This window comes from Pseudomonas sp. 3JA (assembly GCF_036961705.1).
GTDB classification, from domain to species: domain Bacteria; phylum Pseudomonadota; class Gammaproteobacteria; order Pseudomonadales; family Pseudomonadaceae; genus Aquipseudomonas; species Aquipseudomonas fluorescens_Q.
Window position 1 is genome coordinate 55,255 of record NZ_JBAMDJ010000018.1, and the last position, 14,932, is coordinate 70,186.

A 14,932-nucleotide genomic window follows, 5' to 3' on the forward strand; every position below is an offset into this window, starting at 1 on the left:
AGAGCACTGTGGCGAGGGAGCTTGCTCCCGCTCGGTTGCGTCGCAACCGTCAAAAAGAGGGGGCCGCTGCGCAGCCCAGCGGGAGCAAGCTCCCTCGCCACAGAAAATTAGATCAACGTCTCGATGCGCAGCGAATTGGTCGACCCTGGCTGCCCGAACGGCACGCCCGCCGTGATCAGCAGGGTATCGCCACGCTGGGCCATGCCTTGGGCCTGGGCGATTTCCAGGGCGGTGGAACAGACTTCATCCACTTGCTTCAACCGATCGTTGACCACCGAATGCACGCCCCAGGCCACCGTCAGACGGCGGGCGGCCTGCAGGTTCGGCGTGAGGTTGAGGATCGGCACCGTCGGCCGTTCCCGCGCCGCCCGCAGACTGGAACTGCCCGATTCGCTGTAGTTCACCAGCACCGCCACCGGCAGCACGTTGCTGATACGGCGGATCGCGCAACTGATCGCATCCGACACCGTGGCTTCGGCTTTCGGCCGGCTGACGTCCAATTGCGCCTGATAGTCGGGGCCGTTTTCCACTTGGCGGATGATCTTGCTCATCATCTGCACGGCTTCGAGGGGGTAATCCCCTGAAGCGGTTTCCGCCGACAGCATCACGGCGTCGGCCCCCTCGGCTACGGCGTTGGCCACGTCGGTGACTTCGGCGCGGGTGGGCGCCGGGGAGAAACGCATCGACTCGAGCATCTGGGTCGCCACCACTACCGGTTTGCCGAGGGCGCGACAGGTGCCGATGATGTTTTTCTGGATCTGCGGCACGCTCTCGGCCGGGACTTCGACACCCAGGTCGCCGCGGGCGACCATGATCGCGTCGCTCAATTCGGCGATTTCCCGCAGTTGGGTCACCGCCGACGGCTTCTCGATCTTCGCCATCAGGAACGCCTTGTCGCCGATCAGCGCCCGGGCCTCGCGGATATCCTCGGGGCGTTGGACGAACGACAATGCCACCCAGTCCACGCCCAGCTCCAGGCCGAAACTCAAGTCGCGCCGGTCCTTGGCGGTCAACGGGCTCAGGTCGAGCACGGCCTGGGGCACGTTCACGCCTTTGCGGTCCGACAGCTCGCCGCCATTGAGCACCTCGGTGTCGATGGCATCGCTGTGCCTGGCGGTCACGCGCAGGCGCAACTTGCCGTCGTCCAGCAGCAGGTCCATGCCCGGCTCCAGGGCTGCGATGATCTCCGGATGGGGCAGGTTGACCCGGCGTTGATCGCCGGGCGTCGGGTCCAGGTCCAGACGCAGGGCCCGGCCGCGTTGCAACAGGACCTTGCCGTCGGCGAATCGGCCGACTCGCAGCTTCGGGCCTTGCAGGTCCATCAGGATACCCAGCGGGTAATTGAGCTGCCGCTCGACCTCGCGAATCCACTGGTAGCGCTGGGCGTGGTCGGCATGCTCGCCGTGGCTGAAGTTCAGGCGGAAGATGTTCACGCCGGCTTGTACCAGCTCGCGGATGTCATCGATGCCGCGGGTGGCGGGGCCGAGGGTCGCGAGGATCTTGACCTTTTTATCAGGCGTCATGTTTGGGGTTCTCGAGGATCAGGATGGCGCGAAAGTCGTTGACGTTGGTGCGGGTTGGTTCGGTGACGATCAGCGCATCCAGGGCGGCGAAGTAGCCGTAGCCATTGTTGTTGTCCAACTCGTCGCTGGCGCACAGGCCCAGCGCGGCGGCGCGGCGATAACTGTCCGGGGTCATGAGGGCGCCGGCGTTGTCTTCGGAGCCGTCGATGCCGTCGGTGTCGCCGGCCAGCGCATAGATGCCAGGATGACCCTTGAGGCTGTCGGTCAGGCTCAGCAGGAATTCTGCATTGCGCCCGCCCCGGCCATTGCCGCGCACGGTGACGGTGGTTTCGCCACCGGAGAGGATCACACACGGTGCTGCCAGCGGCTGGCCGTGCAGGGCGATTTGCCGGGCAATGCCGGCGTGGACTTTCGCCACCTCCCGGGATTCGCCTTCCAGGTCGCCGAGGATCAACGGGCTGAAGCCGGCCTGGCGCGCCTTTACCGCTGCCGCTTCCAGGGATTGCTGGGGGCGGGCGATCAATTGGAAGTGGCTGCGGGCCAGGCTCGGGTCGCCGGGCTTGACGGTTTCCGATGCCGGGTTGTGCAACCAGTTGCGGACCGAGGGCGGCACCTCGATCTGGTAGCGTTGGAGAATCGCCAGGGCTTCGGCCGAGGTGCTGGGGTCGGCCACGGTGGGGCCGGAGGCGATGACCGTGGCAAGATCCCCGGGGACGTCGGAAATCGCGTAGGTGTACACCGTCGCCGGCCAGCAGGCCTTGCCCAGGCGCCCGCCCTTGATCGCCGAGAGGTGCTTGCGCACGCAATTCATCTCGCCGATGGTCGCGCCGGATTTGAGCAGGGCTTTGTTGATCGATTGCTTGTCGGCCAGGGTGATGCCTTCGGCGGGCAGGGCCAGCAGGGCAGAACCGCCGCCGGACAGCAGGAAGATTACCCGGTCGTCTTCGCTGAGGTTGCTGACCATTTCCAGCACCCGCTGGGCCACGGCCAAGCCGGCGGCGTCAGGCACCGGGTGGGCGGCTTCCACTACTTCGATTTTCTGACAGGGCGCGCCATGGCCGTAGCGGGTCACCACCAGGCCGGACACTTCACCCTGCCAGCAGCGCTCGACCACTTGCGCCATGGCCGCCGCGGCCTTGCCGGCACCGATGACGATCACCCGGCCGCTGCGATCGCCGGGCAGGTAGCGTTCAAGGACGTGTTGCGGATGGGCCGCGTCGATGGCTGTGGCAAACAGCTCGCGCAGCAGTTGTTGCGGATCGACCGACATGGCGGGCTCCCGGTTTTTATTATTGGCTGAAGCGACTCGGTTATCTGTGGGAGCGAGCAAGCTCGCTCCCACAAGGGGAATGCAGGGCTTATTTGTCGCGAATGGAGAAATTGGCCATATGCTCCAACCCCTTGATCAACGCCGAGTGATCCCAGTTGCTGCCACCGATGGCCGCGCAGGTGCTGAACATTTGCTGGGCATTGGCGGTGTTGGGCAGGTTGATGTTCAGTTCCCTGGCGCCTTGCAGGGCCAGGTTCAGGTCCTTCTGGTGCAGGCTGATGCGAAAGCCCGGGTCGAAGGTGCCCTTGATCATGCGTTCGCCGTGCACTTCGAGGATCTTCGACGAAGCGAAACCGCCCATCAGCGCTTCACGGACCTTGGCCGGGTCGGCACCGTTTTTCGAGGCGAACAGCAACGCTTCGGCCACCGCCTGGATGTTCAGGGCGACGATGATCTGGTTCGCCACTTTGGCGGTCTGGCCATCGCCGTTGCCGCCCACCAGAGTGATGTTCTTGCCCATGGCCTGGAACAGCGGCAAGGCTCGCTCGAAGGCGTTGCTGTCGCCACCGACCATGATGCTCAGCGTCGCAGCCTTGGCACCGACTTCACCACCGGAGACCGGGGCATCGAGGTACTGCGCGCCTTTTTCATTGATCTTCGCCGCGAAGGCCTTGGTGGCTGTGGGGGAGATCGAGCTCATGTCGATCACCACCTTGCCCGCGCCCGCGCCCACGCCCGCCGCCACGCCGTCGGTGCGGAACAGCACGTCGTCGACCTGCGGGGTGTCCGGGACCATGACGATGATGAACTCGGCTTCCTGGGCCACTTCCTTCGGGTTGGCCAAAGCCACCGCGCCACCGGCCAGCAGGTCGGCCGGGGCCGCGTCGTGGTGCTGGGACAGGAACAGGTTGTGCCCGGCCTTTTGCAGGTTCAGGGCCATGGGGTGGCCCATGATGCCGGTGCCGATGAATCCGATTTTAGCCATGAAAAAAATCCTCTTGTTGTTAGATGTCCCGGTGTCTCTGGGTTCGGTGTCCCTGTGGCGAGGGCGCTTGCTCCCGCTGGGTCGCGAAGCGGCCCCAGAAATCGTGCCGGGTAAAATCATGCATCTGCTTCGCTGCCGAGCGGGAGCAAGCGCCCTCGCCACAAAAGCTCGCGCGGGGTCAGATCGCGTTATGGGTTTTCAACCAGCCCAGGCCGGCTTCGGTGGTGGTCAGCGGCTTGTATTCACAGCCGACCCAACCCGTGTAGCCGATGCGGTCCAGGTGTTCGAACAGGAAGCGGTAGTTGATCTCGCCCGTACCCGGCTCGTTGCGCCCCGGGTTGTCCGCCAGTTGCACGTGGTTGATCTCGCCCAGGTGCGCCGACAGGGTCCGGGCCAGGTCACCTTCCATGATCTGCATGTGGTAGATGTCGTATTGCAGGAACAGGTTGGCGCTGCCCACCTGCTCGCGGATCGACAGGGCCTGGGCGGTGTTGTTCAGGTAGAAGCCGGGAATGTCGCGGGTGTTGATGGCTTCCATCACCAGCTTGATGCCTTTGGCCTGCAGCTTTTCGGCGGCGTATTTCAGGTTGGCGACGAAGGTTTTTTCCACCAGGGTTTCACTGCAGTTCTGCGGGCGAATCCCCGATAGGCAGTTGACCTGGGTGTTGCCCAGTACCTGGGCGTAGGCGATGGCCAGGTCGACACCGGCGCGGAACTCCTCGACCCGGTCCGGCAGGCAGGCAATGCCGCGCTCGCCCTTGGCCCAGTCACCGGCCGGCAGGTTGAACAGCACCTGGGTCAGGCCGTTGGCGTCGAGCAGGGCCTTGAGTTCGGCGGAGCTGTAGTCGTAGGGGAACAGGTATTCGACGCCACTGAACCCGGCCTTGGCGGCGGCTTCGAAACGGGCGAGGAAATCCTGCTCGGTGAACAGCATGGACAGGTTGGCGGCGAAACGCGGCATGACAGTCTCCTATGGACGAGTAGAGGCCCCTTGTGGCGAGGGAGCTTGCTCCCGCTCGAGTGCGAAGCACTCACAAAATGGGCTGCTGCGCAGCCAGCGGGAGCAAGCTCCCTCGCCACAGGTCCGGTGATTTCCTTGATGAACAGTATTGCCTGTGAAGGCCTCAGTACTAGTCGAGCAACGAAATGGCGGTCGGTGCATCGTTGCCCACCAGCGCCAGATCTTCAAACTCATTGACGGCGTTGATCTCGGTGCCCATGGAAATGTTAGTCACCCGCTCCAGGATGATCTCGACGATCACCGGCACCTTGAACTCCTCGATCATTTTCTCGGCCTGGCGCAGTGCCGGTGCGATCTGACTCGGTTCGAACACCCGTAGCGCCTTGCACCCCAGGCCTTCGGCCACGGCAATGTGGTCCACGCCATAGCCGTTGAGCTCCGGTGCGTTGAGGTTGTCGAAGGACAGCTGCACGCAGTAGTCCATGTCGAACCCGCGTTGGGCCTGGCGGATCAGCCCCAGGTAAGAGTTGTTCACCACCACATGGATGTACGGCAGCTTGAACTGCGCACCCACCGCCAGCTCTTCGATCATGAACTGGAAGTCATAGTCGCCCGACAGCGCCACGACCTTGCGGCTCGGATCGGCCTTGACCACCCCCAGCGCGGCCGGAATGGTCCAGCCCAAAGGACCTGCCTGGCCACAGTTGATCCAATGGCGTGGCTTGTAGACGTGGAGGAACTGCGCCCCGGCGATCTGTGACAGGCCAATGGTGCTGACGTAGCAGGTGTCCTTGCCGAATACCTGGTTCATTTCTTCGTACACACGTTGTGGCTTGACCGGCACGTTGTCGAAGTGCGTCTTGCGTTGCAGGCTGGCCTTGCGTTGCTGGCAGTCTTGCAACCAGGCATCGCGGTTTTTCAGCTTGCCGGCGGCTTGCCATTCACGGGCCACTTCGATGAACACCGTCAGGGCCGAGGCGGCATCGGAAACGATGCCCAGGTCGGGAGTGAACACGCGGCCGATCTGGGTCGGCTCGATGTCCACGTGAATGAACGTGCGGCCTTCGGTATAGACATCCACCGAACCGGTGTGACGGTTGGCCCAGCGGTTGCCGATGCCCAGCACCACGTCCGACTTGAGCAAGGTTGCGTTGCCATAGCGATGGGAGGTTTGCAGGCCGACCATGCCGACCATCAGCGGGTGATCGTCGGGGATGGTGCCCCAGCCCATCAAGGTGGGGATGACGGGGATGCCAGTCAGTTCGGCGAACGCCACCAGCAGTTCGCTGGCATCGGCGTTGATGATGCCGCCGCCAGCCACCAGCAATGGACGCTCAGCCTGATTGAGCATCGCCAGGGCTTTCTCGATCTGCAGGCGGTTGGCCGCGGGTTTGGCCAGGGGCAGTGGCTGGTAGGCGTCGATGTCGAATTCGATCTCGGCCATCTGCACGTCGAACGGCAGGTCGATCAGCACCGGGCCCGGACGGCCGGAGCGCATCTCGAAGAACGCCTTCTGGAAGGCATACGGCACCTGGCCCGGCTCGAGCACGGTGGTTGCCCATTTGGTCACGGGTTTGACGATGCTGGTGATATCCACAGCCTGGAAGTCTTCCTTGTGCAGGCGGGCGCGAGGGGCTTGCCCGGTGATGCACAGGATCGGGATCGAATCGGCCGAGGCGCTGTAGAGCCCTGTCACCATGTCGGTGCCGGCCGGGCCCGAGGTGCCGATGCACACACCGATATTGCCGGCCTTGGTGCGGGTGTAGCCCTCGGCCATGTGGGAGGCGCCTTCAACATGGCGAGCAAGGACGTGATCGATGCCACCCACCTTCTGCAGGGCGGAGTACAGCGGGTTGATCGCGGCACCCGGGATACCGAAGGCGGTGTCCACGCCTTCACGGCGCATTACCAGAACGGCGGCTTCGATTGCTCTCATTTTGCTCATTGTTTGTGCCTCTTACGTTTTGTAATTGTATACAAGTGGCTGTGTGAAGAGTGTATTCACGGTAAATGGCGCAGGTCAATCCATTTCCTCAAGCACCTGTTTCATTCGTCGGAAGGTCAGGTTTTGCTGTGGTCTTCACCGATTAAAGTGGCTTTCGAGGAATTATTGTATACAAAATTATGAATTTTTGTGTTCTATTTGTTGTGTTCGGTTTTGCTGAAAGTGAAGCCCGCAAGGTTCTCCCATAACAAAAGAAGGACAGTACCCATGAGCGTTCTAACCTTGAAAATCGCCGTTAACCTGGCCGGGCAAGCCCTTGCCGTCGGTCGTGAAATCAGCGCTGCACCCCTGACCGTCGCGGTCCTGGACAGCGGCGGGCACCTGGTTGCCTTGCAGCGCGAAGACGGCGCCAGCCTGCTTCGCCCGCAGATCGCCATCGGCAAGGCCTGGGGCGCCATCGCCCTGGGTAAAGGCTCGCGTCTGCTCGCCCAGGACGCCCAGCAACGCCCGGCGTTCTTTGCCGCTTTGAATGGGTTGGGACAGGGCAACGTCGTACCGGCCCCGGGTGGGGTATTGATCAGGGATCAGGATGGGAAGGTGCTGGGGGCGATGGGGGTCAGTGGTGATGTTTCGGATGTGGATGAGCAGGTGGCGGTCAGGGCGGTGGAGGCGCTGCAGTTGAGGGCGGATGTGGGGGTGGTTGCTTGATTTTTATGCTGATTTGACTGGCGTCTTCGCGAGCAGGCTCAGATTTGATGCTGGACACATAATGTCTAAATACCGCAAACCCAGTGTGGGAGCGGGCTTGCTCGCGATTGAAGGCGACTCGGTCTTCAGTCTGGCTCACACCCCTTCAACACCAACCGAATAATCGTCTGCGCCGCCGCTTCGTAATCCGCTTCATCCAGCTTGGCCTTGCCGGTCACGGCACTGATCTGCCAGTCGAAATCGGCATAGGTCTGGGTGGCGGCCCAGATGCTGAACATCAGGTGGTTGGGGTCGATGGGGGCGATCTGGCCACGGTCGATCCAGGTCTGGATGCAGTCGATGTTGTGCCGGGCCTGGGCGTTGAGTTGTTCCACCAGGTCGGGGCTCAGGTGGGGGGCGCCGTGCATGATTTCGCTGGCGAAGACTTTCGAGGCGAAGGGCAGGTCGCGGGAAATGCGGATCTTGGAGCGGATGTAATGACTCAGTACCTCGCCGGGCACACCGTCGGCATTGAACGGTGTCGAAGCCTGGAGAATCGGCTCGATGATGCTTTCCAGGACCTCGCGGTAGAGGTTTTCCTTGGATTTGAAGTAGTAGTAGACGTTGGGTTTGGGCAGGCCCGCCTTGGCCGCGATGTCGCTGGTCTTGGTCGCGGCGAAGCCCTTGTCGGCAAACTCTTCGCTGGCGGCACGCAGGATCAATTCTTTGTTGCGCTCGCGGATAGTGCTCATAAACCCAGGGGTTCCTTGCCTGTTCTGGCGGTGGCGCATGGTAGCACCGGCCTCGCGCGGCGCTCAAGAATGCCCAAGGCGCCGCGGCTCGCGGTATGCTGCGCGGCATTATTATTCAAGGAGCCCACTCCATGGCTGGAAGCAGTTTGCTGGTACTGATCGACGATATCGCCACCGTGCTCGACGATGTCGCGCTGATGACCAAGATGGCCGCCAAGAAAACCGCCGGCGTGCTCGGCGATGACCTGGCGCTCAATGCCCAGCAAGTCTCGGGTGTGCGTGCCGAGCGGGAGCTGCCGGTAGTCTGGGCAGTGGCCAAGGGTTCGTTTATCAACAAGTTGATCCTGGTGCCGTCGGCGCTGGCGATCAGCGCCTTCGTGCCCTGGCTGGTGACGCCGTTGTTGATGGTGGGTGGCGCCTACCTGTGTTTCGAAGGGTTCGAAAAACTGGCCCACAAATTCCTCCACAGCCCGGCCGAAGACCAGGCCGAACATGCGCAACTGGTCGAGGCCGTCGCCGATCCGGCGGTCGATCTGGTGGCCTTTGAAAAGGACAAGATCAAGGGTGCGGTACGCACCGATTTCATTCTTTCAGCGGAAATCATCGCCATCACCCTCGGCACTGTTGCTGACGCCGCACTGACCCAGCAAGTGATCGTCCTGTCAGGCATCGCTATCGTCATGACCATTGGGGTTTATGGCTTGGTGGCCGGGATCGTCAAGCTCGATGACCTGGGGCTCTGGTTGACGCAAAAGCCAGGGCAGGCCGCCAAAAGCATCGGCGGTGCCATCCTGAGTGCAGCGCCCTATATGATGAAAAGCCTGTCGGTGATCGGCACGGCAGCGATGTTCCTGGTGGGCGGTGGCATCCTGACCCATGGCGTGCCGGTGGTGCATCACTGGATCGAAAGCGTAACAGCCAGCGCCGGTGGTGCCGGGTTTATCGTGCCGATGTTGCTCAATGCGGTGGCGGGGATCGTCGCTGGGGCGGCGGTGTTGGCGGGGGTGATGGTGGTCGGCAAGGTCTGGAAAGCGCTGAAAGGCTAAGACCTGGCAACCCATGACAACTGTGGGAGCGAGCTTGCTCGCGATAGCGGTCTGTCAGACAACATAAAGGTTGAATGTCAGGCCTTCATCGCCAGCAAGCTCGCTCCCACAGCGGGTTGTGGGGTGGCCGAAAGTTACTCGGCAATCTGCAACTTGCGCGACTCGGTGTACACGTAGCGCACCTTCTCATACTCGAACGGCGAGTTCAGTTGCCCGTAGCGGAAGCTGGTCTGGTAGCGTTTGTCGACGCCGCGCAGAAGCAGCAATTCCGGGTGGTTGGCGCTGACTTCGGCGACATTGAGGTAGTTGATCGCTGATTCAGCCGTGTAGTCCACCAACAAGCCTGAGGTGTCGCGCAGGTTCGAAGGGCCGAAGATCGGCAATACGAAGTACGCGCCGCCCGGCACGCCATAGAAGCCCAGGGTCTGGCCGAAGTCTTCGCTCTGGCGCGGCAGGCCCATGGCGGTGGCCGGGTCCCACAGGCCGGCGATGCCGACGGTGGTGTTGAGCAGCAGGCGCGCCGTGGTTTCCATCGAACGCTTGCCCTTGAATTGCAGCAGGCTGTTCATCAGGTTCGGCACATCCCCCAGGTTGTTGAAGAAGTTGCTGACGCCGGTGCGCACGAAGCTGGGCGTGACGTAGCGGTAGCCATCGACCACCGGCAGGAAGACCCATTGGTCGAAGCGGTAGTTGAAGTGGTAGACGCGGCGGTTCCAGGATTCCAGCGGGTCATAGACGTTCAAGGCATTGAGCGTCGAGCGTTCGAACTCACGCTGGTCCAGCCCCGGGTTGAACTTGAGCTTGCTCAACGGCTCCTTGAAACCGTCGGAGTCCACCACCACAGGCGCATTGGCCTTGCTGTTATCGGCCTGGGCCAGGCCAGCACTCATTAACGCAGCGATAAGCAGGAGATATTTAGCCACGGAAGAACTCCAGCATCGCGTCGCTGTTGACGCGGTAATTAATGTTGCCGCAATGGCCGCCCAGTGGATAAACCGTCAAGCGGTCGCCAAAGGTCTTGCGCAGGAAGCCCAGGTCACCCGGGCCGAGGATCACGTCGTCAGCGTTGTGCATGACGGAGATCTTCGGGCTGTCGTGCAGGTAATCCTTCAGCGCGTACAGGCTGACCTGGTCGACCAGTTGCAACAGGCTGCCGCCGTCAGTGCGCGCGCGCCACATCGGAATCACCTGCTCGGTGAGGTAACAGTCGAAATCGCATTGCAGTGCACGCTTGAGGAACGGCGTCAGGCTGGTGCTTTCGGTAATCGGGAACTTGGGCGGGATGATCAGCCCGCGCCGATTGATCAGGTCCGAAGTGAACGCGATGTCGGCCGCCGAGAAACGGAACGAGGTGCCGATCAGCATGGCCATCTGCTCGTTGCTCAAGTGTTGCTTGGACTGCTGGAAGTCATAGAGCAGCGCATCGTTGAGGTCGATGTAGCCTTTTTGCTGGAAGTAGCGCGTCAGCTTGTTCAGTACCAGTTCGTAGAACGTGGTGGTGCTGTTGATGCCCTTGACCTCGGTCTGGACCAGTTTGTCCAGGTTGGTGATCGAGGTGTAGAGGTTCACCGGTGGGTTGAGCAACAGCACTTTCTTGAAATTGAAGCTGCGCCGGGTTTCGTCCAGGTGTGCGACGAAGGCCGCGTCCAGGGCGCCGAGGCTGTAGCCGGTCAGGTAATACTCGGTCACTGGCAGCTTGGGGTTCTGCGCGCGCACGGCTTGCATCACCCGGTACATGTCTTCGGCGTCTTCCTTGCTGATGCCCGGGGTGGCAAAGCGTGAGGCGGCGCTCATGAAGTCGAAGCTGGTGGGCGAGGACAACTGCACCACGTGGTAGCCGGCCTTGTAGTAGAGGCGCTTGAGGTATTCATTAATGCTACTGTCAAAGCGCGCACCGGTGCCGGCGATGAGGAAGATCAGCGGCGCGGGTTTGTCCTGGGTGGCCATGCGGTAAGTGAGGCTTTTCACCGGCCAGAAGTTGTCCGGCAGGATGAACTCGCGTTCCGGGCGCAGGGTCAGGCTGTGGTCCGCCTGATTGATATCTTCGATCAGCGGCAGCTCCGGGCGCAGGTCCGGCGGAGTGGTGGCGATGGTCGCTTCGAACGGGTTGGTCAAGGGGTAGCCATAGCTGGCGGCGTCAATGTCTGCCGCCAGCGCGGACGCACTCAGGATAAGGCCGCCGAGAAGGGCAGCGAAGCGCAAGGAACGGAGCATGACTGGATCCCTTAGAGGAAGGTGCCGAATGAGGTTCGCAGGCTATGACCACCGAAGCGGAGCCAAGTGCCATGACGGGCACAAAACAGGCACGGACGGGGTGCGATAGTAGCGGGACGATACACGGTCGTGCGTGCTGGCGGCTAGTTATCTGGCGTTTGCCGGATTTGACTGCTAAATCTCATGTGTGATGGAGCTACAAATGCCCGGAACTGAGAGCTGGCGTTCTGATGTCGTTTCTCGTTGCCTCGACGTCGCAGGCAGAGCAGGTTCCAGATCGGCGCGGGTTGATGATCGACAGGTCAGTACTCCACTGACGTTCGAGCCGGTTTCTAAGCGGGCGTGATGGGGGCGCTGCCACCATAACTATACGTTGACGCCGCTCGGCATCCGCCGGGCGCAGCACTTTCGGGGAAGTAACGATGAAGATGCGACGACTCTTGGGCGCAGGTGCCGCACTGGTACTGGCGATCAGCTCCACACTGGCTAGCGCCGAAACCAAAACCCTGAGCATCGGTTACGTTGACGGCTGGTCCGACAGCGTCGCGACCACTCACGTGGCCGCCGAAGTGATCAAGCAGAAACTCGGTTATGACGTGAAGCTGCAAGCGGTCGCGACCGGGATCATGTGGCAAGGCGTGGCTACCGGCAAACTCGACGCGATGCTTTCGGCTTGGCTGCCGGTGACTCACGGCGATTATTGGACCAAGAACAAGGACCAAGTGATCGATTATGGCCCGAACTTCAAGGACGCCAAAATCGGCCTGATCGTGCCGGAGTACGTCAAGGCCAAGTCGCTCGAGGATCTCAAGACCGACGACTCCTTCAAGAAGCGCATCGTCGGCATCGATGCCGGTTCAGGCGTGATGCTCAAGACCGAACAGGCAATCAAGGACTACGACCTGACCGGTTATCAACTCAAGGCCAGTTCTGGTGCCGGCATGATTGCCGAGCTGACCCGTGCCGAGAAGAAAAACGAATCCATCGCGGTCACCGGTTGGGTGCCGCACTGGATGTTCGCCAAGTGGAAACTGCGCTTCCTGGAAGACCCGAAAGGCGTCTACGGCGCGGCTGAGACTGTAAACAGCATCGGCAGCAAGGAACTGGGCGCGAAGGCGCCGGAAGTGGCCGAGTTCCTGAAGAAGTTCCAGTGGGCTTCGAAAGACGAGATCGGCGAAGTCATGCTGGCGATCCAGGAAGGGGCTAAGCCGGACGCAGCGGCCAAGGACTGGGTCGCCAAGCACCCGGACCGTGTAAAAGAGTGGACCGGCAAGTAACTCACCTGGTTTGGCTGGCTCGAAAACCGCATGGCGTTGTGTCATGCGGTTTTTTTGTGCCTGCAATTCTTCGATTGGCACCGCTCCCCACAGGGGGGAATACCAATAATGTGCGGGAAACTGGTAAAGCCGTCATGTCGTTCTAATACTAAGGTCGTCTGGAACCTGGCCTTGAGCCGCATAGAGTAGGGCTGTTCCAATTAAATCTGTGCTGCGAGGATAAAAACAATGAACGACAGCATTTACCTCTCGATTCAAAACAGCCCGCGCTTCAAGGAGCTGGTTCGAAAAAGAGAAAAGTTCGCCTGGATTCTCTCGGCGATTATGCTTGGGTTGTATTCCGGCTTCATTCTTCTGATCGCCTACGGGCCACACATTCTCGGGGCCAAGATCACGCCTGAGTCCACCATGACCTGGGGTATTCCCATCGGTGTCGGCCTGATTCTCTCGGCTTTCGTTCTGACTGCAATCTACGTACGGCGCGCCAACGGCGAGTTCGACGACCTGAACAATGCGATTCTCAAGGAGGCTCAGCAATGATCCGGCGTCTACTGGCCCTATTGAGCATCGCAGCGTTCGCCCCGGGCGCCTGGGCGGCTGAAGCCCTGACCGGTGCCGTGCAGAGGCAACCCCTTAACGTCGCGGCGATCCTGATGTTCGTTGCCTTCGTCGGCGCGACTTTATACATCACCTACTGGGCGTCCAAGAAAAACAACTCGGCGGCCGACTACTATGCGGCCGGCGGCAAGATCACCGGCTTCCAGAACGGCCTGGCAATTGCTGGCGACTACATGTCGGCGGCGTCTTTCCTGGGCATTTCCGCGTTGGTGTTCACCTCCGGTTATGACGGCCTGATCTACTCCATCGGCTTCCTGGTGGGCTGGCCGATCATTCTGTTCCTGATCGCTGAGCGCCTGCGTAACCTGGGTAAATACACCTTTGCCGACGTGGCGTCCTATCGCCTCGGGCAAACCCAGATCCGCAGTCTGTCCGCCAGCGGCTCGCTGGTGGTGGTGGCGTTCTACCTGATCGCGCAAATGGTCGGTGCCGGCAAGCTGATCCAGCTGCTGTTCGGCCTGGACTACCACGTTGCGGTGATCCTGGTGGGCATCCTGATGTGCCTCTACGTGTTGTTCGGCGGCATGCTGGCCACCACCTGGGTACAGATCATCAAGGCGGTGCTGTTGCTGTCGGGTGCTTCGTTCATGGCGCTGATGGTGATGAAGCACGTCAACTTTGACTTCAACATGCTGTTTGCCGAAGCGGTCAAGGTTCACCCTAAGGGTGAGGCGATCATGAGCCCTGGCGGCCTGGTGAAGGATCCGATCTCGGCCTTCTCCCTCGGTCTGGCGCTGATGTTCGGTACCGCTGGCCTGCCACACATCCTGATGCGCTTCTTCACCGTGAGCGACGCCAAGGAAGCGCGCAAGAGCGTGCTGTATGCCACCGGCTTCATCGGTTACTTCTACATCCTGACCTTTATCATCGGCTTTGGCGCGATCCTGCTGGTCAGCACCAACCCGGCCTTCAAGGACGCTGCAGGTGCCTTGCTCGGCGGTAACAACATGGCGGCGGTGCACCTGGCCAATGCCGTGGGCGGCAGCATCTTCCTCGGCTTCATCTCGGCGGTAGCCTTTGCCACCATCCTGGCGGTAGTCGCGGGCCTGACCTTGGCCGGTGCCTCGGCGGTGTCCCATGACCTGTATGCCAGCGTGATCAGGAAAGGCAGGGTCAACGAGAAGGATGAGATCCGCGTCTCGAAAATCACCACCATTGCCCTGGCGGTGCTGGCGATCACCCTGGGTATCCTGTTCGAGAAGCAGAACATCGCGTTCATGGTCGGCCTGGCGTTCTCCATCGCGGCGAGCTGCAACTTCCCGGTACTGCTGCTTTCGATGTACTGGAAGAAGCTGACCACCCGTGGCGCCATGATTGGCGGCTGGCTGGGCCTGGTCAGTGCCGTGGGCCTGATGATCCTCGGCCCGACCATCTGGGTGCAGATCATGGGTCACGAGAAGGCGATCTTCCCGTATGAATACCCTGCGCTGTTCTCGATGGCCATCGCCTTCGTCGGCATCTGGTTCTTCTCCATTACCGACAAGTCGGCGGAAGGTGCAAACGAGCGGGCGCTGTTCTTCCCGCAGTTCGTGCGTTCGCAGACTGGTTTGGGGGCGAGTGGGGCGGTTAACCACTGATACGGTAAGTTGTAAGCGTAGTGCTTGAAGAAATACCCCGGTCGAGAGGCTGGGGTATTTTTTTGTGCCGGGTTTAT

13 protein-coding genes are annotated in these 14,932 nt (G+C 61.3%); 5 read left to right on the plus strand and 8 right to left on the minus strand.

Features of this window, described 5'->3' with window-relative positions:
• Positions 1-107: 107 nt before the first annotated feature.
• The 5 genes from pyk to gcl form a co-directional block, all read right to left on the minus strand.
• Positions 108-1,523, minus strand: coding sequence for a pyruvate kinase (gene pyk / locus V7773_RS15805; RefSeq protein ID WP_336074104.1), 1,416 nt, complete (start codon positions 1,521-1,523; stop codon positions 108-110).
• A complete protein-coding gene (locus tag V7773_RS15810) occupies positions 1,513-2,793 on the minus strand; it encodes a glycerate kinase type-2 family protein (protein WP_336074105.1) in 1,281 nt (426 codons plus the stop codon). The genes pyk and V7773_RS15810 overlap by 11 nt, the downstream gene beginning before the upstream one ends.
• Before the next feature lie 88 nt (positions 2,794-2,881).
• Positions 2,882-3,778, minus strand: coding sequence for a 2-hydroxy-3-oxopropionate reductase (locus tag V7773_RS15815; RefSeq protein WP_336074106.1), 897 nt, complete (start codon positions 3,776-3,778; stop codon positions 2,882-2,884).
• A gap of 178 nt (positions 3,779-3,956) precedes the next feature.
• On the minus strand, positions 3,957-4,739 hold the full coding sequence (gene hyi / locus V7773_RS15820; protein WP_003204464.1) for a hydroxypyruvate isomerase: 783 nt from the start codon (positions 4,737-4,739) through the stop codon (positions 3,957-3,959).
• Between the two features lie 169 nt (positions 4,740-4,908).
• Complete coding sequence (gene gcl / locus V7773_RS15825; RefSeq protein ID WP_092147800.1) at positions 4,909-6,684, minus strand: glyoxylate carboligase; 1,776 nt, start codon at positions 6,682-6,684, stop codon at positions 4,909-4,911.
• Between the two features lie 267 nt (positions 6,685-6,951).
• Between gcl and V7773_RS15830 the strand changes: the two genes are divergently transcribed.
• On the plus strand, positions 6,952-7,392 hold the full coding sequence (locus V7773_RS15830; RefSeq protein WP_336074107.1) for a GlcG/HbpS family heme-binding protein: 441 nt from the start codon (positions 6,952-6,954) through the stop codon (positions 7,390-7,392).
• Between the two features lie 125 nt (positions 7,393-7,517).
• On the opposite strand, the gene V7773_RS15835 is transcribed toward V7773_RS15830, so the two are convergent.
• Positions 7,518-8,123, minus strand: coding sequence for a TetR/AcrR family transcriptional regulator (locus tag V7773_RS15835; RefSeq protein WP_014339596.1), 606 nt, complete (start codon positions 8,121-8,123; stop codon positions 7,518-7,520).
• Between the two features lie 131 nt (positions 8,124-8,254).
• Between V7773_RS15835 and V7773_RS15840 the strand changes: the two genes are divergently transcribed.
• Positions 8,255-9,169 carry a DUF808 domain-containing protein gene (locus tag V7773_RS15840; RefSeq protein WP_336074108.1) on the plus strand — a complete coding sequence of 305 codons (915 nt, stop codon included), beginning with the start codon at positions 8,255-8,257 and terminating at the stop codon, positions 9,167-9,169.
• 134 nt (positions 9,170-9,303) lie between these two features.
• Here V7773_RS15840 and V7773_RS15845 read toward each other — a convergent pair whose 3' ends face one another.
• Positions 9,304-10,092, minus strand: coding sequence for an MlaA family lipoprotein (locus V7773_RS15845; protein WP_063324837.1), 789 nt, complete (start codon positions 10,090-10,092; stop codon positions 9,304-9,306).
• On the minus strand, positions 10,085-11,383 hold the full coding sequence (locus tag V7773_RS15850; protein ID WP_092224683.1) for a serine/threonine protein kinase: 1,299 nt from the start codon (positions 11,381-11,383) through the stop codon (positions 10,085-10,087). The genes V7773_RS15845 and V7773_RS15850 overlap by 8 nt, the downstream gene beginning before the upstream one ends.
• Before the next feature lie 422 nt (positions 11,384-11,805).
• Here V7773_RS15850 and V7773_RS15855 point away from each other — a divergent pair, with 422 nt between their 5' ends.
• From V7773_RS15855 to V7773_RS15865, 3 genes are all read left to right on the plus strand, one after another.
• Positions 11,806-12,660 carry a glycine betaine ABC transporter substrate-binding protein gene (locus tag V7773_RS15855; RefSeq protein WP_336074109.1) on the plus strand — a complete coding sequence of 285 codons (855 nt, stop codon included), beginning with the start codon at positions 11,806-11,808 and terminating at the stop codon, positions 12,658-12,660.
• 228 nt (positions 12,661-12,888) lie between these two features.
• Positions 12,889-13,200, plus strand: a complete 312-nt coding sequence (locus V7773_RS15860) for a DUF485 domain-containing protein (RefSeq protein WP_003179217.1) — start codon at positions 12,889-12,891, stop codon at positions 13,198-13,200.
• Positions 13,197-14,855, plus strand: coding sequence for a cation acetate symporter (locus V7773_RS15865; RefSeq protein ID WP_336074110.1), 1,659 nt, complete (start codon positions 13,197-13,199; stop codon positions 14,853-14,855). The genes V7773_RS15860 and V7773_RS15865 overlap by 4 nt, the downstream gene beginning before the upstream one ends.
• Positions 14,856-14,932: the final 77 nt, after the last annotated feature.